19 protein-coding genes and 1 other RNA gene are annotated in these 21312 nt (G+C 41.2%); 16 read left to right on the forward strand and 4 right to left on the reverse strand.

Features of this window, described 5'->3' with window-relative positions:
• The first annotated feature begins 185 nt into the window (after positions 1 to 185).
• The 9 genes from bolA (at position 186) to I3B46_RS03620 (ending at position 11086) form a co-directional block, all read left to right on the forward strand.
• Complete coding sequence (bolA, locus tag I3B46_RS03580) at positions 186 to 524, forward strand: transcriptional regulator BolA (protein ID WP_004927022.1); 339 nt, start codon at positions 186 to 188, stop codon at positions 522 to 524.
• Between the two features lie 357 nt (positions 525 to 881).
• The gene (tig, locus tag I3B46_RS03585; RefSeq protein WP_004927024.1) at positions 882 to 2186 is read left to right on the forward strand and encodes a trigger factor; all 1305 of its coding nucleotides are present in this window, start codon (positions 882 to 884) and stop codon (positions 2184 to 2186) included.
• Positions 2187 to 2749: 563 nt separating this feature from the next.
• Positions 2750 to 3370 (forward strand): ATP-dependent Clp endopeptidase proteolytic subunit ClpP, encoded by a 621-nt coding sequence (gene clpP / locus I3B46_RS03590; protein WP_004927029.1) that lies wholly within the window; start codon positions 2750 to 2752, stop codon positions 3368 to 3370.
• Between the two features lie 111 nt (positions 3371 to 3481).
• On the forward strand, positions 3482 to 4759 hold the full coding sequence (gene clpX, locus I3B46_RS03595; RefSeq protein WP_004927031.1) for an ATP-dependent protease ATP-binding subunit ClpX: 1278 nt from the start codon (positions 3482 to 3484) through the stop codon (positions 4757 to 4759).
• A gap of 210 nt (positions 4760 to 4969) precedes the next feature.
• Complete coding sequence (gene lon, locus I3B46_RS03600) at positions 4970 to 7414, forward strand: endopeptidase La (RefSeq protein WP_004927032.1); 2445 nt, start codon at positions 4970 to 4972, stop codon at positions 7412 to 7414.
• Between the two features lie 213 nt (positions 7415 to 7627).
• Entirely contained in the window at positions 7628 to 7903 is a 276-nt protein-coding gene (gene hupB / locus I3B46_RS03605; RefSeq protein WP_014656769.1) for a nucleoid-associated protein HU-beta, read from the forward strand.
• 172 nt (positions 7904 to 8075) lie between these two features.
• On the forward strand, positions 8076 to 9932 hold the full coding sequence (gene ppiD, locus I3B46_RS03610; protein ID WP_104872990.1) for a peptidylprolyl isomerase: 1857 nt from the start codon (positions 8076 to 8078) through the stop codon (positions 9930 to 9932).
• A gap of 145 nt (positions 9933 to 10077) precedes the next feature.
• Positions 10078 to 10446, forward strand: coding sequence for a ComEA family DNA-binding protein (locus I3B46_RS03615; protein ID WP_004927040.1), 369 nt, complete (start codon positions 10078 to 10080; stop codon positions 10444 to 10446).
• Between the two features lie 208 nt (positions 10447 to 10654).
• A complete protein-coding gene (locus tag I3B46_RS03620) occupies positions 10655 to 11086 on the forward strand; it encodes an acyl-CoA thioesterase (protein WP_004927043.1) in 432 nt (143 codons plus the stop codon).
• 52 nt (positions 11087 to 11138) lie between these two features.
• On the opposite strand, the gene queC is transcribed toward I3B46_RS03620, so the two are convergent.
• Positions 11139 to 11837, reverse strand: a complete 699-nt coding sequence (gene queC / locus I3B46_RS03625; RefSeq protein WP_102780764.1) for a 7-cyano-7-deazaguanine synthase QueC — start codon at positions 11835 to 11837, stop codon at positions 11139 to 11141.
• A 200-nt stretch (positions 11838 to 12037) separates the two neighbouring features.
• Between queC and I3B46_RS03630 the strand changes: the two genes are divergently transcribed.
• The 5 genes from I3B46_RS03630 (at position 12038) to amtB (ending at position 17941) form a co-directional block, all read left to right on the forward strand.
• Positions 12038 to 12499: an Lrp/AsnC family transcriptional regulator gene (locus I3B46_RS03630; protein ID WP_004927047.1), complete on the forward strand. Its 462-nt coding sequence runs from the start codon at positions 12038 to 12040 to the stop codon at positions 12497 to 12499.
• Positions 12500 to 12588: 89 nt separating this feature from the next.
• Positions 12589 to 14334: a SmdA family multidrug ABC transporter permease/ATP-binding protein gene (locus I3B46_RS03635; protein WP_104872989.1), complete on the forward strand. Its 1746-nt coding sequence runs from the start codon at positions 12589 to 12591 to the stop codon at positions 14332 to 14334.
• A complete protein-coding gene (locus I3B46_RS03640; RefSeq protein WP_004927051.1) occupies positions 14331 to 16115 on the forward strand; it encodes a SmdB family multidrug efflux ABC transporter permease/ATP-binding protein in 1785 nt (594 codons plus the stop codon). Before I3B46_RS03635 ends, I3B46_RS03640 begins: the two co-directional genes overlap by 4 nt.
• 193 nt (positions 16116 to 16308) lie before the next feature.
• The gene (locus I3B46_RS03645; RefSeq protein WP_004927053.1) at positions 16309 to 16647 is read left to right on the forward strand and encodes a P-II family nitrogen regulator; all 339 of its coding nucleotides are present in this window, start codon (positions 16309 to 16311) and stop codon (positions 16645 to 16647) included.
• A gap of 10 nt (positions 16648 to 16657) precedes the next feature.
• The gene (gene amtB, locus I3B46_RS03650; protein WP_014656764.1) at positions 16658 to 17941 is read left to right on the forward strand and encodes an ammonium transporter AmtB; all 1284 of its coding nucleotides are present in this window, start codon (positions 16658 to 16660) and stop codon (positions 17939 to 17941) included.
• A gap of 236 nt (positions 17942 to 18177) precedes the next feature.
• Here amtB and tesB read toward each other — a convergent pair whose 3' ends face one another.
• The gene (gene tesB, locus I3B46_RS03655; protein ID WP_004927058.1) at positions 18178 to 19044 is read right to left on the reverse strand and encodes an acyl-CoA thioesterase II; all 867 of its coding nucleotides are present in this window, start codon (positions 19042 to 19044) and stop codon (positions 18178 to 18180) included.
• 321 nt (positions 19045 to 19365) lie between these two features.
• Here tesB and I3B46_RS03660 point away from each other — a divergent pair, with 321 nt between their 5' ends.
• Together I3B46_RS03660 and ffs are read left to right on the forward strand one after the other, a co-directional pair.
• Complete coding sequence (locus tag I3B46_RS03660; protein ID WP_004927062.1) at positions 19366 to 19824, forward strand: YbaY family lipoprotein; 459 nt, start codon at positions 19366 to 19368, stop codon at positions 19822 to 19824.
• Positions 19825 to 19956: 132 nt separating this feature from the next.
• Positions 19957 to 20053: signal recognition particle sRNA small type (ffs, locus tag I3B46_RS03665), an RNA gene on the forward strand.
• Between the two features lie 376 nt (positions 20054 to 20429).
• On the opposite strand, the gene I3B46_RS03670 is transcribed toward ffs, so the two are convergent.
• Positions 20430 to 20633 carry an HHA domain-containing protein gene (locus tag I3B46_RS03670; protein WP_004927064.1) on the reverse strand — a complete coding sequence of 68 codons (204 nt, stop codon included), beginning with the start codon at positions 20631 to 20633 and terminating at the stop codon, positions 20430 to 20432.
• A gap of 79 nt (positions 20634 to 20712) precedes the next feature.
• A complete protein-coding gene (gene tomB, locus I3B46_RS03675; RefSeq protein WP_004927067.1) occupies positions 20713 to 21081 on the reverse strand; it encodes an Hha toxicity modulator TomB in 369 nt (122 codons plus the stop codon).
• Positions 21082 to 21312 lie beyond the last annotated feature (231 nt).

A 21312-nucleotide genomic window follows, 5' to 3' on the forward strand; every position in this document is an offset into this window, starting at 1 on the left:
CCCTGTTATGTTTTATAGGGTATAGTGCCATTGTGACGGATTTTCTAAAGGGTTAGACAACCATTTTAGAAAAAATTCGCCAAAGCGGGTATTTATCATATCATTGTAGAGTGATTGTCCTCTACCGTGACAAAAAAAGATAACAAAAAAAACGTAAATGTTGGTTGAAGAAAGGAGTTATTTTTATGGGGATAAATGCACCGCAGAATATGCAGTCACGTATTCAGCAAAAGTTGCATACAGCCTTTGAACCTGCTCATCTTGAAGTGATCAATGAAAGCTATCAACACAATGTGCCTGCTGGTTCAGAAAGCCACTTTAAGGTGGTTTTAGTCAGTGAAAAATTTGAAAATAAACGTATGGTTGGCCGTCATCGCGAAATTTATGCTATTTTGGCGGACGAATTAGCAGGAAGTATCCACGCATTAGCGCTCCATACGTATACCCCGACAGAATGGGGGGAATTGGCGGATACGGCATTAAATTCACCTGCATGTCGTGGTGGTGGTAAAACAAACGGCTGATTGACTCATTCTCTGTTTTACTGTCATTGTGATGAAATGATTCACATCATTTTACGATGTCGACATTAATTTCGATGAGCATTTTTTCTCCAATTTGCGTGGAGAAGACATTTTTTAGTCGGAAAAGTCACAAATAAAGCGGATTGATCGCTTCTTTTATCAGCTTTTCTCGACTCGGAGCATCTGCATCGGTATAATGTCGCGTCTAATTTTCAGTAAGGTTTCGGGACGCTTCTGATATCAGGGATGACCGTTGTGTAAGCAACGCCCCCGGTTCTGGAAGGGAGAAGGTCGTTATGATTTAATGACCAAACTCTGGAGTAGACCGATCACTAAGATTTTTTTTGAGGTAAGAAGATGCAAGTTTCTGTTGAAACGACTCAAGGCCTTGGGCGTCGTGTAACAATCACCGTTCCTGCTGCCGATATTGAAAAAGCAGTAAACAGCGAGCTGGTTAATGTCGCGAAGAAAGTACGTGTTGATGGTTTCCGTAAAGGGAAAGTACCAATGAACATCGTTAAACAGCGTTACGGCGCGTCTGTTATGCAAGACGTTCTGGGCGATGTGATGCAACGTAACTTCATCAACGCGATCATCGAACAAAAAATCAATCCAGCAGGTGCGCCTAGCTACAAACCTGAAATGCTGGAAGATGGTAAAGATTTTGTTTACTCAGTTGAATTCGAAGTTTATCCAGAAATCGAGCTGAAAGGTCTGGAAACTATCGAAGTTGAAAAACCAGTTGTTTCTGTAAAAGATGAAGATCTGGAAAACATGCTGGAAACGCTGCGTAAGCAACAAGCTCAGTGGAAAGAAGTTTCTGAAGCGGCAACTGCGGATTCACGTATCACTATTAACTTCACTGGCTCAATCGATGGTGAAGAGTTCGAAGGCGGCAAAGCAGAAGATTTCGCACTGGTTATGGGCGAAGGTCGTATGATCCCTGGCTTTGAAGATGGCATCGTTGGTCACAAAGCAGGCGAAGAGTTTGATATCGAAGTTAACTTCCCAGAAGATTACCACGCTGAAAACCTGAAAGGTAAAGCAGCGAAGTTTGCTATCGTTCTGAAGAAAGTTGAGCAACGTGAACTGCCAGAATTCACTGAAGAGTTCATCAAGCGTTTCGGTATCGTTGATGGTACTTTAGAAGGTCTGCGTGCTGAAGTTCGTAAAAATATGGAACGTGAACTGAAAAATGCAGTTCGTAACCGTATTAAAGCGCAAGTTTTAGATGGTCTAGTTAACGCAAACGAAATCGAAGTTCCTGCTGCTGTGGTTGATGGCGAAATTGACGTTCTGCGTCGTCAAGCTGCGCAACGCTTTGGTGGTAACGAGAAGCAAGCGATGGAACTGCCACGTGAACTGTTCGAAGAACAAGCAAAACGTCGCGTTGTTATCGGTCTGCTGTTAGGTGAAGTGATCAGCGCTAATGAGCTGAAAGCTGATGAAGATCGTGTTAAAGCATTGATCGAAGAAATGGCGTCAGCTTATGAAGATCCAGCAGAAGTTATCGAATACTACAGCAAAAATAATGAGCTGATGAATAGTGTTCGTAACTTAGCATTAGAAGAACAAGCGGTTGAGAAAGTTCTTGAAGTTGCAAAGGTGACTGAAAAAGAAACTAACTTCACAGAACTGATGAACCAAGTTCAAGCGGGTTAATTTCGCTTTTTCAGTTGTGCAAATAATAAACCCGTGGCATTGCGCTGCGGGTTTTTTGCCAATTAGAGTTATTACATTTCAAGTTAGGGTGAGGGTGCCTAGATAGAGGCTGAGCTTGGGGTTTATTAGCCATTTGTGCTGCCTAAGATGGCTTACTTGTCGCTTTATTACCATTCGAATTATTTAAGGTAGGCGCACCAATCGTCTTGAAAATCACATTTTCGCCCTAATTTTATTATAAGCGCTGCGGTATATTCACATAAGATAGGCTGTTTGGTTCTCGGTTATCTGAAAGAACAAATCCGTGAATCCTTACGGACTTGTGTTAAACTATTTTATAGTGGGTCTTGTTTTCTACGGCGTCATTCGCTGTGTTCATGCTCATCTCTATTAACGGCTTTTTAGTTAACTTAAAAGAAATAACGAGATGAGATAATAGTGGAAATAGGCAAGATAGAGAATTTTTAAAGACAAACTGTTTGTTTGCTGCTTAGAATGCTTAAAAGTCGAACAAACAGCAAATTTAGGCGCAAGCACCAGATAGTTTTTAATAGGAGATTTCGATGTCATATTTTGGCGGTCAGGAAAATCTAGCATCCCAAATGGCTCTAGTGCCAATGGTCATTGAGCAGACCTCTCGGGGTGAACGTTCATACGATATTTATTCACGTCTGTTAAAAGAACGTATTATCTTCCTGACAGGTCAGGTGGAAGATCATATGGCGAACTTAATTGTCGCACAGATGCTATTTCTGGAAGCGGAAAACCCAGAAAAAGATATCCAACTTTACATCAACTCCCCTGGTGGTGTGATCACCGCAGGTATGTCTATCTATGACACAATGCAATTTATTAAGCCGGATGTCAGCACAATCTGTATGGGGCAAGCTTGCTCTATGGGCTCTTTCTTGCTGGCTGCGGGGACTAAAGGCAAACGCTTCTGCTTGCCGAACTCTCGTGTGATGATCCACCAACCATTGGGCGGTTATCAAGGGCAAGCGACAGACATTCAAATTCACGCTCAGGAAATTCTGAAAGTGAAAACTCGAATGAATGAATTAATGGCATTGCACACAGGTAAATCAGTTGAAGAGATTAATCGTGATACTGAACGCGATCGTTTCTTGTCTGCAGATGAAGCCAAAGAGTATGGTTTGGTCGACCATATTTATACTAGCCGTTAATTAGCTAGGATTTATCCATACTTAATTAATATTAAAGAAATTTATTATCCTGTTTTAGGTTGTTTATCCAGCAAATAAACAGGGTAGTTTGACGATAAGTGAGGTCAACTGATGACAGAAAAACGCAAAGAGGGGTCAGGTAAGCTGTTGTACTGCTCTTTCTGCGGAAAAAGTCAGCATGAAGTCCGCAAGCTGATTGCCGGTCCGTCAGTCTATATTTGTGATGAATGTGTCGATTTATGCCTCGATATCATCCGTGAAGAGATCAAAGAGTTAGCTCCTCATCGTGAGCGTAGTGCACTGCCTACTCCCCATGAAATTAGAGAGCATCTTGATGATTACGTCATAGGTCAAGAACAAGCGAAGAAAGTACTTTCTGTTGCTGTTTATAACCATTACAAGCGTTTACGTAATGGAGATACCACTGCTGAAGGGGTAGAGCTTGGTAAAAGTAATATTTTGCTGATCGGCCCAACAGGTAGCGGTAAAACACTGTTGGCTGAGACGTTGGCTCGTTACTTGGATGTGCCATTTACGATGGCTGATGCAACCACATTAACCGAAGCGGGTTACGTGGGGGAAGATGTCGAAAATATCATCCAAAAATTACTGCAAAAATGCGACTACGATGTAGAAAAAGCTCAACGCGGTATTGTTTACATTGATGAAATTGACAAAATTTCGCGTAAATCAGATAACCCATCCATTACCCGTGATGTTTCAGGGGAAGGGGTACAGCAAGCGCTACTGAAACTCATTGAAGGAACAGTGGCGGCGGTTCCTCCACAAGGTGGTCGCAAGCATCCTCAACAAGAGTTTTTACAGGTTGATACCTCTAAAATCTTATTTATCTGTGGTGGTGCGTTTGCAGGGCTTGATAAAGTCATCGGTCAGCGTTTAAACACACGTTCAGGTATTGGTTTCGCTGCGGAAGTCAAAGGCGAATCTGACAAAATCAGTGAAGGTGAGTTGTTAACGCAAACAGAACCAGAAGATTTAATCAAATTTGGTCTGATCCCTGAGTTTATTGGTCGTTTGCCTGTTGTTGCGACATTAACTGAATTGAGTGAAGAAGCATTGATTCAGATTTTGCAGGAACCGAAGAACGCATTAACCAAGCAATATCAAGCGCTATTTAGCCTTGAAGGGACAGAGTTAGAGTTCCGTGAAGAAGCCTTAAAAGCGATTGCTAAAAAGGCAATGGCTCGTAAAACCGGGGCTCGTGGCTTACGCTCAATTGTTGAAGCCGCATTACTAAATACAATGTACGATCTGCCTTCTATGGAAGGTGTTGAAAAAGTCGTTGTTGATGAGAATGTGATTAATGAACAATCAGAGCCATTACTGATCTACAGCAAGCCTGATGCCCAAGCCTCTGGTGATAATTAGCGCCTAGGATTTAGCACCAAAAAGTTATCAGTGAAATGAGGGATCCTCCCCTCATTTCACTTTTTATCTTCAAGTACCCATTGAATGCTAAAATCTTATCCCCATATAGTTTATATTCTGAGTGTGGTTTCTTTGTTTTTAAAATAATTACTTTCTAAACAATAGTTGGAAACCCTTAAACTAGCGTAAGCTAAACGAAGAGAGAGCTTTATGAATCCTGAGCGTTCCGAACGCATAGAAATACCAGTATTGCCTCTGCGTGATGTAGTGGTGTACCCACATATGGTGATCCCACTGTTTGTTGGACGTGAAAAATCCATTCACAGTCTGGAAGCAGCGATGGATCATGACAAGCAAGTAATGCTGGTAGCCCAAAAAGAGGCCTCAACTGATGAGCCTGGGGTTAACGATTTATTTTCTGTTGGCACCGTTGCTTCAGTTATTCAAATGCTGAAATTGCCCGATGGCACAGTTAAAGTATTAGTTGAAGGTTTAAGAAGAGCACGCATAAGCAGTTTAACTGACAATGGTGAATATTTCTTAGCACAAGCTGAACTGTTACAGCCTGAATCAGTGAAACACGTTGCGGGAACTGATAACTTTTACAATGAAGCGGGTGCTAAAACGCAAGTTGCAGAGCTTCTTGATGAAAAAGAACAAGAGGTTCTTTATCGCACGATAGTCAGTCAGTTCGAAAGCTACATCAAACTGAACAAAAAAATTCCGCCTGAGGTGCTGACCTCGCTACACTCGATTGAACAAGATCAACTCGATAAACTAGCGGACACAATAGCCTCTCATATGCCATTGAAATTGGCAGATAAACAGCGCGTATTGGAGATGGCGAATGTCGCCGAGCGTGTTGAGTTCCTGATGGCCATGATGGAGTCAGAAACTGAGCTGCTGCAAGTTGAAAAACGCATCCGTAATCGTGTTAAAAAACAGATGGAAAAAAGCCAACGCGAATACTATTTGAATGAGCAAATGAAAGCGATTCAAAAAGAGCTTGGTGAAATGGATGACGCGCCAGATGAATACGAAGCGCTGAAACGTAAAATTGAAGAAGCGAAGATGCCAAAAGAGGCTCATGAAAAAGCGGAAGCTGAGTTGCAGAAGCTAAAAATGATGTCTCCGATGTCGGCTGAAGCCACCGTCGTACGTAGCTATATTGACTGGATGGTGCAGGTGCCATGGCATGCGCGCAGCAAAGTGAAAAAAGATCTTGTTAAGGCGCAAGAAGTCCTTGATAAAGACCATTATGGCTTAGAGCGCGTTAAAGAGCGTATTTTAGAGTATCTGGCAGTACAAAGCCGTGTTAGCAAAATTAAAGGGCCTATTTTATGTCTGGTAGGGCCTCCGGGGGTTGGTAAAACTTCTCTTGGGCAATCTATTGCGAAAGCGACAGGGCGCCAGTATACCCGTATGGCGTTAGGTGGTGTGCGTGACGAAGCGGAGATCCGTGGTCACCGTCGTACCTATATCGGTTCTATGCCGGGTAAATTGATCCAGAAAATGGCAAAAGTTGGGGTAAAAAACCCACTATTCCTGTTAGATGAGATCGATAAAATGTCTTCTGATATGCGTGGCGATCCAGCATCCGCATTGTTAGAGGTATTAGATCCTGAGCAAAACGTCGCCTTTAACGATCACTATTTGGAAGTGGATTACGATCTGTCAGATGTGATGTTTGTTGCTACGTCGAACTCAATGAACATCCCAGCGCCGTTACTTGACCGTATGGAAGTGATCCGTCTTTCCGGTTATACGGAAGATGAAAAGCTGAATATTGCTAAGCAACACTTATTGCCAAAACAAGTTCAGCGTAATGCCTTGAAAAAAGGTGAGCTAACCATCGATGACAGTGCATTAATCGGTATTATTCGTTATTACACGCGTGAAGCTGGTGTGCGTGGCCTCGAACGTGAAATTTCGAAATTGTGCCGTAAAGCGGTGAAAGCCTTATTGATGGATAAAAAGCTTAAACATATCGAAATTAACGCTGACAACCTAAAAGACTTTTTAGGTGTGCGCAAATTCGATTACGGGCAAGCAGATACTGAAAACCGAGTTGGTCAAGTGACAGGTCTTGCATGGACAGAAGTAGGTGGTGATTTATTAACCATCGAGACAGCTTGTGTTCCGGGCAAAGGTAAACTCACGTATACCGGTTCACTCGGTGAAGTTATGCAGGAATCCATCCAAGCGGCATTAACCGTAGTACGTGCTCGAGCAGAAAAACTGGGTATCAATAGCGATTTCTATGAAAAACGCGATATCCATGTACACGTTCCGGAAGGTGCGACGCCAAAAGATGGCCCAAGTGCGGGGATTGCAATGTCAACCGCGTTGGTGTCTTGTTTAACGGGGAATCCTGTTAAAGCTGATGTAGCAATGACGGGTGAAATTACTTTAAGAGGTCTTGTTTTACCGATTGGTGGTCTGAAAGAGAAATTACTTGCGGCACACCGCGGTGGCATCAAGACAGTATTAATTCCATTTGAGAATAAACGTGACTTGGAAGAAATTCCAGAAAACGTTATTGCAGATTTGGAAATTCATCCGGTTAAAACAATTGAAGAGGTACTCTCTTTAGCACTAGCGAACCCACCATTTGGTGCGGAAATCGTAAAAAATAAGTCAAAAAGAGTGAGCTGAATCAAGAAGTTTACATAAAAATGAGACTGACAGCTAATTTAGGGGTTGTCAGTCTTTTTTTTCGTCGCTAATTTAACGATGATTCTGATAATTATTTGGATGTAATCTGTTCTCTTGCCATTGGCATTCAGGATTGATATAACGGCTGCATCATTAATTAGCTTAAATAGCCTAATTAAGATCATAGTCAAAACTAATATGGGGATGATAAGAGTGAATAAGTCTCAACTGATTGATCAAATCGCTTCTGAAGCGAACATTTCTAAAGCTGCAGCTGGTCGCGTTGTTGATGCGTTTGTTGCATCTGTAACGACTTCACTAAGCAAAGGTGACGATGTTGCTTTAGTTGGCTTTGGTACATTCACTGTTCGTGAGCGTGCCGCTCGTACAGGACGTAACCCACAAACAGGTAAAGAGATTAAGATCGCTGCGGCGAAAGTACCTGCTTTCCGTCCGGGCAAAGGTTTAAAAGACGCGGTTAATAGCTAATTCAGTTTTCTTTTGGTTTTGTTTTATTTTTTCTAAAACACACACTGACTGAATAATATTAATCAGCTAATATAGAGGCGCATCATGGAAATGGTGCGCTTTTTTTTCAATCTGGGTTAAGATTAGCGTATTATTAGGAAATTGAATTTAACAAGCGGAGTTAAGCCTTTTTATGATGGACAATCTACGCACGAAAGCGAACAGTCCTTTTATCAAAGTGCTACTGGCTATTATTATCCTGTCATTCGTGCTGACAGGGGTTGCTGGTTACATGATTGGCGGTTCAAGTAATGATGCTGCTAAAGTTAATGGACAGTCAATTAGCAGGGAGCAATTCCAAACGGCTTTCTCGCAAGAGCGTCAGTCTTTACAAGATTCCTTGGGTGATAAGTTCTCTGAAATTGCTGGCAATGAAGAGAGCATGAAATTTTTGCGTAATCAGGTTTTAAATAACTTGATTAACAGTACGTTAATGGCTGAGTATGCTAATGAATTAAACTTATCTGCCAGTGATCAGCAGGTAAAGGATGCAATTTTTGAAATGCCAGTATTCCAAACTAATGGAAAATTTGATGGCGATAAGTATCGTCAGATATTGGCAGCAAATAACTACAGTGCTGATAACTTAGCGGAACAAGTCCGTGCTAATTTAATTCTCTCTCAGCTTTCTGATTCATTTATTAAAACCGATTTTGCGCTACCTTCAGAAGTGAAAACATATGCAGAGCTCGTTTTACAAGAGCGCGAAATTCGTGTAGCGACCCTTTCGTTAGCCGATGAACAAGCAAAGCAGACGGCGACTGAAGATGAAATTAAAGCTTACTATAATGCGAATCAGGATAGCTTTATTGCTCCTGAGAAAGTGCAAGTTAGCTATGTAGAAATAGACGCGGCAGCTTTACCTCCACAATCAGTCACTGATGAAGAGGTAAAAACGTATTATGAGCAAAACCTAAAAAACTACACTCAAGCTGAGCAAAAGCACTACAGCATGATCCAAGTGGCGTCAGAGAAAGAAGCTAACGCTATCATTGATGAGCTAAAAGCCGGTGCTGATTTTGTGGCGTTAGCGACTGAGAAATCAACCGATAAGCTTAGTGCGGGTAATAAAGGTATCATTGGTTGGATGGAAGAAGCCTCGACGCCCTCTGAAATCGTTAATGCTAACTTAACGGAAAAAGGGCAAATCTCTACACCTATTAAGTCAGATTCAAATTTTGTGATTTTCCGTTTGGATGATATCAAACCTGAAAGTATTAAGCCTCTTGACTCGGTGAAGGATGAGATTAAAAATAAACTGATTCAGGACAAAAATAGTAAGCAGTTTTATGACTTACAGCAGAAAGTCAGTGAAGCGGCCACAAATGATAATGAGTCACTTGCTTCAGTTGAAGAAGTATCAGGTTTAAAAGTGGTGGCAACGGATTGGTTTGATAAAAATAATCCGCCAGCAGCGCTTAATTACCCTAAAGTGATCAACGAAATATTCAGTGAACGTTTAGTGGATCAAAATGGTTCTACGGGGATTAACTCAGATGTTATCGACGTCCAAGGTGACCGTGCATTTGTTGTCCGTGTATCACAATATGCACCGGAGCAAACTCAACCATTAGAAGCTGTTAAATCTCAAGTTGAAACACTCGTTAAACGCCAGAAAGCGAATGCAGCATTAAAAGCTGAAGGCGAGAAATTAGTCGCAGCCTTGAAAGAAGGTAAAGGTGATACTGCGAATATTCAGTTTTCTGCACCTGAAAAGGTTTCACGCTTGATGCCTCAAACGCCAGTTATTGGCGCGGCAATGGCAATGGTGAAACCTGCTGACGGCAAAGCAACTTATACAACAGTGCGTGATGAAAAAGATAATTTAGTCATTATTCAACTTGATAAAGTGATCCCAGGCAAAGCTTCAGATAAAGAGCTTGAGCAGTTAACCGCAAGCTACCGTGGTATGATGGGAATGGCGGTAAATGAAGCTTTGATTCAGAACTTACGTAATAACGCCAAAATTGAAGTGATTAATTTAGACTAAATTGCGAAGCCGCTCGTAATTCTAAGTGCAACAAAAATAAGTTGAGGCCACCTTTGGGTGGCCTTTCTCATTTCTATCATCACAAAAAAGCTTTTGCATAATAAATTTGGCATTGTGGCATCTCAATTTAAACAGGAGAACATCAATGACATGGATGAAATTTATAAAGCAATCATTAGGCAGCGCTGCCGTTATTCTGACGATATTAATGTGCTCACAATCGGCGCTAGCAAAAAAAGCAGAAGCTGATAAGCCAGTGGCAGCGGTGGTTAGTAAAAAGCCTAAGGAGGAAAAACCATCGGAGAATTTGAAAGAGACAAATCAAGTGAACATCAACCAAGCGAGTGCCGAAGAGTTAGCGAAAAAGCTTCATGGAATTGGCATACAAAAAGCGAAAGCTATTGTTGAGTATAGGGAGAAATATGGCGCATTTAATACTCTTGAAAATATTTTGGAAGTACGTGGAATAGGGCCTGCATTTTTAGAGAAAAACAGAGGCAAGCTAGCGCTATAGTGAGCTGTGTGCCCACCTTGTTGTGGGCACTTAATCTTATTTGTGGTGAATACCAATATTATAGTGTGATCTAAGACGATCCTATTATTGTAATACTTGCCTTGGTACATAAAAAACGCGATCAGCATCGAAGAAAATAGAACATTTCAGCAAATAGCATGATTGTTTGTTATATTTTTGTAACGAATAGCAACTGGTCGGAGTAGTTATGGCAACGCAAATTAAAGTACGTGGTTATCATATTGATGTTTTCCAACATGTGAACAACGCACGTTATCTGGAGTTTTATGAATCAGATAGATGGGCCTGTATGGATGAGCACAATTTTCTGGGCTGGGCACTAAAAAGCCAGCTTGCCATGGTGGCGGTTAATATCAATGTGAACTATTTTCATGGTGCCATACTTGGCGATGAGCTAACAGTGACGACGCGTATTGAAAAAATTGGTACTAAAAGTGCGTTGTGCTATCAGCAAATAACACGCGAAAGGCAAGGTAAGAGAGAAGTGGTATCAGATGCAAAGGTGACTTTTGTCTTTATTGATTTAGCGCTGAATAAATCCATTAAGATTGAAGGGGAACTGCGCGAAAAACTTGAGTTATTATCCAAAAGCAGTACTGAAGATTTTATTGCCGCTTAATCATTAACACCGGAAAGTTGCTAACTCTCCGGTGTGGTTAGCAAGCAAAGTACTAAGCGAGATTAGCGAGTTTTTTTAGAGAAGCTAACACCGACTCTTTATGGCTTAAATAATAGTCCAAGCCTTTACTGCGAAGGTGGCATGCAGCACACTCCCCACAACCGTCACCTTGTATACCATTATAACAAGTCAACGTTTGCTCACGTATGGTTTCTAAATGCCCATAATAGTCTGCAAGTGCCCATGTTTGTGCTTTATCGAGCCACATTAAAGGCGTTTCAAAGCGGATATCTTTTGCTAGCCCAAGGTTTACGGCATGGTTAAGTGCTTTAACAAATTCGTCTCGGCAATCAGGGTAGCCTGAAAAATCGGTTTCACATACGCCTGTGATAACCGCCTCTGCTTGGACTTGGTAAGCGTAGATGGCTGCAAGCGTTAAAAAGAGAATGTTTCTACCCGGAACAAAAGTGCTAGGTAGCCCATTAGTTGCACTTTCGTTATAGTCGGGTACAGGGATATTGTCGCGGGTCAAACTGCTTACGGCTAACTCATTGAGTAGGTTTACATCAAGGATTTTATGCGCGGCTGCACCCAGTGAATGGCTTAGCTTTTGAGCCACTTCAATTTCAAGCCGATGACGTTGTCCATAATCAAAGGTGACACAATGGACTTCATCATACATTTTTAAAGCTTGAATGAGACAAGTCGTCGAGTCTTGACCACCACTGAAGACAACAACAGCACGTTTCATAAACACTTCTCCTACTCAAAAATATAAATACTTAACTGATGGGTCATGGTAATGATGCTAGCGTGTGATGAACAGGGAAATTTTTGTCTTTTTGTGGTTATTGATGAATTATTTATGCTGTCGTAAATCTATTTAGGTAAAATCATTCTATTATATAAAGTCGACAGTGATATTTTTTTATAAATAAAAAGAGAATACCTATGTTAGATAAGATAGATAAAAAGTTGCTTCGCTTGTTGCAAAATGACAGTAGTCTATCTTTAAATGCACTTGCAGAGGCCGTTAACTTGACGTCGACTCCTTGTTGGAAAAGGTTGAAACGCTTGGAGGATGAAGGGTACATTCGCCACCGAGTGACCTTGCTTGATGGGGAAAAATTAGGTCTCGGTCTAACGGTTATTGTTATGATCAAAACGCAACACCATAACAGCGAGTGGTATGAACAATTTGTCTCTTTTGTTAGCCAACTCCCTGAAGTCCTTATGTTTTACCGTATGGCAGGAGAGTATGATTATCTGATGCAAGTCGAAGTCAAAGATATGAAATCCTACGATCTATTTTATAAGAAACTGGTTAATGGCGTTCATGGCCTGATTGATGTAACCTCTAGTTTTGCAATGGAAAAAATCAAGTATACGACAGCGCTACCTATTCCTGATTAGTGTTGTTAGTTCTGCTTTTCTCAATTGTTTTGCATCGTTAGGATGCCACATAATGGCAAATATTAAATCTTATTCAAGGCAGTAACTCAGTGCGATTATTTTCACAATTAAGCTGGTATTTTCTTAGTGAATGGCGGCGCTATGTTGGCGCGGTTTGCTTTCTCATTATTATTGCTATTTTACAGCTTGTTCCTCCACGGCTTGTGGGCGTTGTTGTTGATGGTATTAGCAACCAGACGATGGCTACGAGCCAGCTAGTATCTTATGTCGCCTTGATGTTATTTATCGCTGTCGTTGTGTATGGGCTGCGCTATGTGTGGCGGATTTGGTTATTCGGAGCATCCTATAAGTTAGCCGTACAATTGCGACAAAAATTCTATCGCCAATTAAGCCTACAAAATCAGTCTTTCTATCTACGCTATCGAACGGGGGATTTAATAGCGCGTACAACCAATGATGTTGACCGCGTTGTTTTTGCAGCGGGGGAAGGGGTACTGACGTTTGTTGATTCCTTAGTCATGGGATGTGCGGTATTGATCATGATGAGCGTGGAGATCAGTTGGCAGTTAACGTTATTAGCATTAATTCCTATGCCAATTATGGCACTAGTTATTAAACGCTATGGCGACCAATTACATCATCGTTTCAAACATGCCCAAGGCGCATTTTCATCCCTAAATAATCATGCTCAAGAGAGTTTAACCAGTATTCGCATGATTAAAGCTTTTGGTCTTGAAGCTCACCAATCAAACCAATTTGAGCAGGTTGCGACAGAAGCAGGGCGGCGTAATATGCATGTTGCCAGAGTTGATGCACGCTTTGACCCAACCATTTTTATTGCTATCGGTATGGCTAACTTGCTTGCTATTGGCGGTGGCAGTTGGATGGTATTACAAGGAACATTGACGCTCGGTGAACTGACTAGCTTTGTGATGTACTTGGGGCTAATGATTTGGCCTATGCTGGCATTGGCATGGATGTTTAATATCGTAGAGCGTGGTAGTGCTGCTTATAGTCGTATCCGAAGTTTACTTGATGAGCCGCTCGATATTGAAGATGGGCATCAATCACTGGGTGCTGAAAAAGGGGCATTGAGCGCGAGAATTAAAACGTTTAGCTACCCTGAAACAGATAGAGTCGCACTCCACGACATTCAATTTGACCTCAAACCGGGGCAATTTTTAGGACTATGTGGCCCGACAGGTTCAGGGAAATCAACACTTATTACGCTGATCCAACGCCAATTCGATGTTACTGAAGGCGCGATTTCTTATCAGGGGAAACCGTTACCTGAGATTCGGTTAGATGAGTGGCGAGGTCGTTTAGCCGTTGTTAACCAATCACCTTTTTTATTCTCTGATACGATTGCAGGGAATATCGCATTAGGCAACCCACAAGCCACAGTAGAGCAGATTGAGGAAGCTGCGCGTATTGCTTGCGTACATGATGATATTTTGAGGTTACCTGAAGGCTACCAAACCCAAGTGGGTGAGCGTGGCGTAATGTTGTCTGGTGGGCAAAAACAGCGAATTTCTATTGCGCGCGCTATTTTGCAAAATGCCGAAATTTTAATTTTAGATGATGCGTTATCGGCGGTGGATGGGCAGACTGAATTTACTATTTTACAAAATTTAAGTCGCTGGCGAGAGGGTAAAACATTAATCATTAGTGCACACCGCCTATCTGCGTTAGTCGACGCTGATAATATTCTCGTGTTATCCCAAGGAAGCATTGCGGCGGAAGGTATTCACTCAACGTTATCAGTCCAACCTGGATGGTATAAAGATATGTACCATTATCAACAAATCGAAGCCACTTTGGATGGTGATTTATGAGTCAGAAAAAACCATTGTGGCCAGCGTTAAAACGCTTACTTAGCTATGGCAAAGTTCACCGCGGTACAATGTCGGTTGCCATTGTTATGCTATGGGTCGCTGCTGCGGCTGAAGTCAGTGGGCCTTTGCTGATTAGTTATTTTATTGACAACATGGTGGCTAAGAAACAGATCATCATGCCGTTAACCTTATATTTAGCGGTTGGTTTTGTGTTATTACAGATTGCTGCTGCACTCTTACATTATTATCAAACGATCTTATTTAACAAAGCGGCTGTTGGCGTGGTTCAGGCTTTACGTACCGACGTAATGAACTCAGCATTAAGACAACCATTAAGTGCGTTTGATAAACAACCTGTAGGTCAAATCATTTCCCGTGTTACTAATGATACCGAAGTTATTAAAGACCTATTTGTGATGGTTGTGCCGACAGTCTTCCGTAGTTTAGCGCTAATTTGTGCGATGCTTATCGCGATGTTTACCCTTGAATGGCGCATGGCTTTAGTGGCAGTCATGATTTTTCCAGCCGTGATGGTGGTGATGCTCGTGTATCAACGGCTAAGTACTCCGATTGTGCGCCGCGTTCGTTCTTATCTTGCTGAAATAAATAATGGCTTTAATGAAGTAATCAATGGCATGACAGTGATCCAGCAATTTCGCCAACAAGCTCGGTTTGGCGAGAAAATGTTAGAGGCTAGTCAAGATCACTACCTTGCACGCATGAAGGCATTAAAACTGGATGGGTTATTACTTCGACCTCTGCTTAGCTTGATCTCGGCATCGGTGCTTTGTGGGTTACTGTTATTGTTTGGATTTGATGGTACGAGCACAATTGGTGTTGGGGTTTTATATGCTTTTATCAACTATCTTGGACGTTTAAATGAGCCTCTCATCGAATTGACCTCTCAACAATCTATGTTGCAACAAGCGGTCGTTTCAGGTGAGCGAGTGTTTGAATTAATGGATAGTCCGAAACAAGCTTATGGCAATAATATACAGCCATTACAAAGTGGTGCTATTGATATTCAGGGGTTATCTTTTGCGTATCGTGATGACAAAAAAGTGTTAACGGATATCAATCTTCATATTCCTGAAAATAGCTTTGTTGCTTTAGTTGGTCACACGGGAAGTGGGAAAAGTACCATCGCAAACCTGATTATGGGCTATTACCCTTGGCAGCAAGGGGAGATCCTACTTGATGGACGTTCCTTACACACACTTTCACATCAAGTTTTACGTAATGGGATCGCGATGGTGCAACAGGATCCTGTCGTTCTAGCGGCATCTTTCTTTGATAATGTCGCGTTAGGGCGTGAGATAACCCAAGAAAAAGTTTGGCAGGTTCTCGATGTTGTACAGTTAGCTGAGCATGTCCGATCACTGCCAGAAGGATTAGATTCGCTACTAGGAGAACAGGGGAATACGCTTTCTGTCGGGCAAAGGCAACTACTCGCGATGGCTCGGGTCTTAGTTGCAACACCCAAAATATTAATTCTGGATGAGGCGACAGCCAATATCGATTCAGGTACAGAACAGGCTATTCAAAAAGCACTGCGTATAATCCGCCAAACGACTACACTCGTGGTTATCGCACACCGATTATCCACAATTGTCGATGCCGATCAGGTTGTTGTGCTTCATCGTGGTGCAATTGTTGAAAAAGGTAGTCATACACAGCTACTGCAACAAAAAGGGCGTTATTATCAAATGTATCAGCTTCAACAGGTCGGTGAATCGTTGAATTTGCATGATGATATGGAGCCTGAAGCGTTATTGAATTAGCCTGTTTGCACATTTTTAACGCATCGTCAAAAGGCCACTCGGATGAGTGGCCTTTTCTTTTGCGATGACTATTTGAATTATAAGCATAATTAATTTTGGCATGCTATTTGCTGTTAGTGTAGTTGCAGCCAATGATGATGTTGTCGTACGTCTTTAGCTGGATAGGTAGGGGATCATATTATCCGGAGGGAAAATGAAATATATCATCGCAATTATTAAGCCTTTTAAGTTAGATGAGGTCAGAGAGGCTCTTTCAGATATAGGGATACAAGGCCTTACGATGACTGAAGTGCGTGGTTTTGGGCGGCAAAAAGGACATTCTGAATTATATCGTGGTGCAGAATATACCGTCGACTTCTTACCAAAAGTGCGTCTAGAAATTGCTGTTTCCGATGAATTTGCTGATCTCGTTATTGAGTCAATAGAAAAAGCAGCCAATACAGGGCAAGTAGGTGATGGGAAAATATTTGTATTAGAGCTTGAGCAAGCCATACGTATCCGTACTGGCGAGAAACAAGATGAAGCACTATAGGAGAGTAGCGATGAGTAAACTGTTTCAACGTTTGTGTTGGCTATTTATAGCAAGTTTTCCTGCAAGAGTGTTTGCATCTGATGACGGTGTCGATAAAGCGGATAACGCATTTATGATGGTTTGCACTGCATTAGTCCTATTCATGATCGTTCCGGGTATTGCTTTATTTTATGGCGGGTTACTGAGAAGCAAAAATGTCCTCGCACTGATGGCGCAAACTATGGTTATTTTTGCACTTGTTTCAGTGATTTGGGTCATCTATGGTTACAGTATTTCATTTAGTGAGGGCAATAGCTTTTTTGGGGGATTAAGCCAATTTATGCTCAAGGGTATCAATATTGACAGCTTATCTGCCACCATCCCTCAATTTATTCATGTCGCATTCCAAGGTGCTTTCGCTTGTTTGACGGTTGCGCTGGTGGTTGGTGCGTTAGGCGAACGAGTTAAATTTTCTGCAATACTGATATTTACTGTCATTTGGACAACCTTTGCTTATTTGCCTATTGCTCATATGGTGTGGGGAGGAGGACTCCTTGCCCAAGATGGTGCTTTGGACTTTGCTGGAGGCACTGTCGTTCATATTAATGCCGCTGTTGCTGGGCTTGTTGGTGCTTACTTACTTGGAAAGCGCACAGGGTTGGGTAAAGAAGTCATAAAGCCTCACAATTTGCCGATGGTGTTTATGGGTACCGCAATCTTATTTATCGGTTGGTTTGGTTTTAATGCGGGGTCAGCGGGAAGTGCGAATTCCGTCGCGGCCTTGGCATTTATTAATACGGTGGTAGCGGCATCCGGAGCAATACTTTCATGGGTACTTGCTGAATGGATATTTAGGGATAAGCCCTCATTGTTAGGTGCCTGCTCAGGGTGCTTAGCGGGGTTGGTTGGTGTTACACCCGCAGCAGGAACGGTTGGAGTTGCAGGAGCATTAATTATCGGCCTACTTTCAGGTATTGCTGGGTTATGGGGGGTTGTGGTTTTAAAACGTTGGTTAAAAGTTGATGATGTTTGTGATGTCTTTGGTGTTCATGGTGTTTGCGGGGTGGTTGGGTGCTTACTCACGGGGGTGTTTACTTCGGCGGCTCTCGGGGGGATGGGGTATGCAGAAGGTATAACAATGATAAAACAAGTTGGCATTCAGGCGTTTAGCATACTTATTTGTGTTGTTTGGACCTCAATTGTTGCCTACCTTGCATTTTTAATCGCAGATAAGACAACAGGCTTACGTGTTGATGTTGAACAGGAGCGAGAAGGGCTTGATATCACTTATCATGGAGAGAGTGCCTATAATTGATCGAAGCCAAAAAGTGAGTTGGTACTAACATACAAGGAAGTTTATCAAACTAAAGCTGTTCAACACCTACATCTCAATATCTTGATAAACATAATGATAGATGAGTGCGGTCACGATATCCCAAACTAAAGCGAAAATAGTGAATGACCCCCAATAGTTGGATAACCCATTACTGGGGGCGTTTTTTAACTCACAAAATAGTTAGTGAGTACTCGCACTAATTAGCTATAGTTGACTTAGCGAGGCCTTCTTTTACGGATCACCCCTTCTTGAACCGCTGTTGCCACTAAGACCCCTTGTCGGTCATAAATTTGCCCTTTAACAAAGCCTCGTCCTCCAGAAGCGGAAGGGCTTTCAATGGCATAGAGTAACCAATCATCAATTTTAAATGGTCGGTGATACCACATTGAGTGATCGATTGTTGCGACTTGCAAATCTCTCTCCATAAACCCACGGCCATGTGGCTGTAGGGTTGCAGGTAAAAAATTATAGTCAGACGCATAGCCTAATAAGTAGTTGTGTAATGAGGGAATATCAGGCAATTGGCCTTTGGCTTTAAACCAAATATAACGAAAAGGCTCTTGCGGTGGGTTATTAAATGGGCTGTAAAATTGAATAGGCCGAAACTCAAAAGGATTTGGGCGCAAAGCATACTTTTTGACCGACTCGGGCAATTGGGTTGCCAAACGTTGAATGATTTCATCCTGTGATGCCAGTGTCTCTGGTAAAGGAACATCTGGCATGAGGTTCTGGTGATTAAACCCCTCTTCTTGTGCTTGGAAAGAGGCCGTCATAAAAAAGATAGGCTTGCCATGTTGTATTGCGCTGATGCGTCGTGTACTAAAGCTGCCACCATCTCTTAATATTTCGACATCATAGACAATAGGGCGTTGGCTATCACCAGGACGCAAGAAATAGCTATGGAATGAATTTATTACGCGACCTTCGGGGATAGTCTGTTCCGCTGCGTACATGGCTTGACCAACAACTTGCCCCCCAAATACTTGAGGTAATCCAAGATCTTCACTTTGACCTCGATAAATACCCTCTTCGATTTTTTCCAGCTCCAATAGGCTGATTAAATTTTGCAATTCTGGGCTCATAGCAACCTTGAAAGTTGATTAATATTTATCAGATGCGGGTATTTTCCCATTAATACATAAAAATAGGTAGAGCGTTTTTGTCTTATTGCTTTTATATATCAATAGCAGAAAGCATGGCTGGCTATGATTTTAAATAGGCGATGACTACCGTTTAGGCCGCTATGTTCAACAGTTGATTACATTTTGATGTTGTTTGTTACATTTTGAAAGAATATTTTGTTGGTGAGTATTTTTTAGCTATAATCAATTCGCCTTCAGTAAAAATCACACTCTGATTAGTATAAAAATACTTAACAACAAATTGTTTTTTGGACATTTATTATGAAACTACACCTATGCATAATTGGCTTTGTTCTGCCTGCTTTTTTGGTCGGTTGTGAAGGTAATAATAATAATGTAAAAGAGACGAAGGTTAACAATCACAGCCATAATGCAAAGCAGCATTTAGACACTGACGTCATTAGAGGGCAAGTTGTCATTCCGCAGCAGGTCAAATTGCCTCAGAATGCCGTGATTACAGTAACCTTAGCGGATATTTCAATCGCGGAACTACCTGCGTTGATCTTATCACAAAAATATTATGAGACTTTAGGCAAACAGTCTCCTTTTCCTTTTGAATTAAGCTATCAAAAGAATGAAGTACGCCCAGATGCCCATCTTGCGATGAGAGCGACAGTATCTGTTGATGGTAATATCTTGCTGATTTCCAAAGTAGAAAATCTCTCTACTAGTGATGATACGAGCAAAGAAATTAGGTTAGTTATTGAACCCACCAGTTGATTATTTTTTAATAAATATCATTAATTACGTATTTTGTGCAAGAAATCAGCACTTGGCAGTAGTTTTCTTGCTATTTTAGTTGTCATCAAGCATAATGCCTCCTGCTTTTTAGGAAGCAATCTATGGGGGCTCTGTTGGTTCTCCCGCAACACTAACTTGTTAATTTGGTCAGGTCTGGAAAGAAGCAGCCACAGCAGGAGATGTGTGTGCCGGGATGTCGCTGGCAGGGCCCCCACCCAATTATGAGTTAAGTAGCCTATCTGTTTATTTCCCCCCTCTTTTATCTTATAACTTAAGCTAATATTCATTGGCAGATAAAATAGCAAAATCGTAAATTTGAAATGAGTATTATTAATTTTAATGCTATTTTTATAAGATAAAGCGACGATTATTTGTAAGGTTTTATAAATTCTTTATGAATAAGCGTAGCGCTATTGAGAAGCTGTCTAATTATGAATATCCAAAGCTTAATTGGATAAAATACGAGCGCGATGGATACATTGTTTACAATGTATAATAATGGAATGAAAGACAATATACACATTAAGCCGATAAAATGAATTATCGGCTATAACCAGTTATTATCTGTGCATATTAATAAGTAGTTACCTAACAAATTTCCAAACCGATGCAGGGATTTTGTCATAAAGTTTATTCATAGTGAGTTCTGCAAGGCGATGGTCAGCAGCTGAATAGAACAATTCTAACTCATCTTCAGAAAGCTCATACTTATTTTTCTCAATAACACGCTCAAGTGTATCGATGGTTGTGCATTTTCTTAAACGCATCAGATAATCAGTTTTGGTCATAATACCCTTTCTTTTATTGATAATTAAAAAAGCTTTATAACATGCTATGTTATAGTTTATATAGCGACGAATAATATCTTTATGTTTTGCTTGCAGGGCACTTTAAATCATCATCAAGTACGGAAACTAGATTTTGATTCATGCTCTGCCAGTCAATAATTTCACTTAGAGTTATTACAGGGCTTCCGAATAAATCATAAGTCTCATCAAGATACTCTTCAACTAATGATATAACGAGATTCTCTTTGGGATATTTTATCTTAAATTGCCACACGAAGGCTGCAATATGTTCAATGAGTTCATTAAGTCTAGCACTTTGTGGTGAACTTAAATCATTGACCCAGTGTGTATTAGTTTTCTGTAAGCTTAACATTGCTTCTCGATTCAAACTGTTACACAAGTATTTTAACTCAGATATATCATAATTTTTGGGTGAATATTCATCCATAATCACCTCCGCAGGCGAGACTAACCTTTGCTATGTGTATTTCTATATCTAAATAATCTAGTACAAACTAAATAAAACACCTTGGTTATTAACATAAGCATTTACTAATCAACGCATTAGGTTATATATACTTTGTAACAAAGTAGGTGTAATTTTTAGAATTATCAATAATTATATCAGTAATATTCAAATACGGGCTAGCAGCGCTAACAGTTTTCGCTGTGCTAATAA

The organism is Providencia sp. 2.29 (genome assembly GCF_015832305.1).
Taxonomy (GTDB): domain Bacteria; phylum Pseudomonadota; class Gammaproteobacteria; order Enterobacterales; family Enterobacteriaceae; genus Providencia; species Providencia stuartii.

Bases quoted from the DNA above. Each gene is read 5' to 3' on its own strand.
- bolA (WP_004927022.1), top strand. From the start codon at position 186: ATGGGGATAAATGCACCGCAGAATATGCAGTCACGTATTCAGCAAAAG.
- tig (WP_004927024.1), top strand. From the start codon at position 882: ATGCAAGTTTCTGTTGAAACGACTCAAGGCCTTGGGCGTCGTGTAACA.
- clpP (WP_004927029.1), top strand. From the start codon at position 2,750: ATGTCATATTTTGGCGGTCAGGAAAATCTAGCATCCCAAATGGCTCTA.
- clpX (WP_004927031.1), top strand. From the start codon at position 3,482: ATGACAGAAAAACGCAAAGAGGGGTCAGGTAAGCTGTTGTACTGCTCT.
- lon (WP_004927032.1), top strand. From the start codon at position 4,970: ATGAATCCTGAGCGTTCCGAACGCATAGAAATACCAGTATTGCCTCTG.
- ppiD (WP_104872990.1), top strand. From the start codon at position 8,076: ATGATGGACAATCTACGCACGAAAGCGAACAGTCCTTTTATCAAAGTG.
- I3B46_RS03615 (WP_004927040.1), top strand. From the start codon at position 10,078: ATGACATGGATGAAATTTATAAAGCAATCATTAGGCAGCGCTGCCGTT.
- I3B46_RS03620 (WP_004927043.1), top strand. From the start codon at position 10,655: ATGGCAACGCAAATTAAAGTACGTGGTTATCATATTGATGTTTTCCAA.
- queC (WP_102780764.1), bottom strand. From the start codon at position 11,837: ATGAAACGTGCTGTTGTTGTCTTCAGTGGTGGTCAAGACTCGACGACT.
- I3B46_RS03630 (WP_004927047.1), top strand. From the start codon at position 12,038: ATGTTAGATAAGATAGATAAAAAGTTGCTTCGCTTGTTGCAAAATGAC.
- I3B46_RS03640 (WP_004927051.1), top strand. From the start codon at position 14,331: ATGAGTCAGAAAAAACCATTGTGGCCAGCGTTAAAACGCTTACTTAGC.
- I3B46_RS03645 (WP_004927053.1), top strand. From the start codon at position 16,309: ATGAAATATATCATCGCAATTATTAAGCCTTTTAAGTTAGATGAGGTC.
- amtB (WP_014656764.1), top strand. From the start codon at position 16,658: ATGAGTAAACTGTTTCAACGTTTGTGTTGGCTATTTATAGCAAGTTTT.
- tesB (WP_004927058.1), bottom strand. From the start codon at position 19,044: ATGAGCCCAGAATTGCAAAATTTAATCAGCCTATTGGAGCTGGAAAAA.
- I3B46_RS03660 (WP_004927062.1), top strand. From the start codon at position 19,366: ATGAAACTACACCTATGCATAATTGGCTTTGTTCTGCCTGCTTTTTTG.
- I3B46_RS03670 (WP_004927064.1), bottom strand. From the start codon at position 20,633: ATGACCAAAACTGATTATCTGATGCGTTTAAGAAAATGCACAACCATC.
- tomB (WP_004927067.1), bottom strand. From the start codon at position 21,081: ATGGATGAATATTCACCCAAAAATTATGATATATCTGAGTTAAAATAC.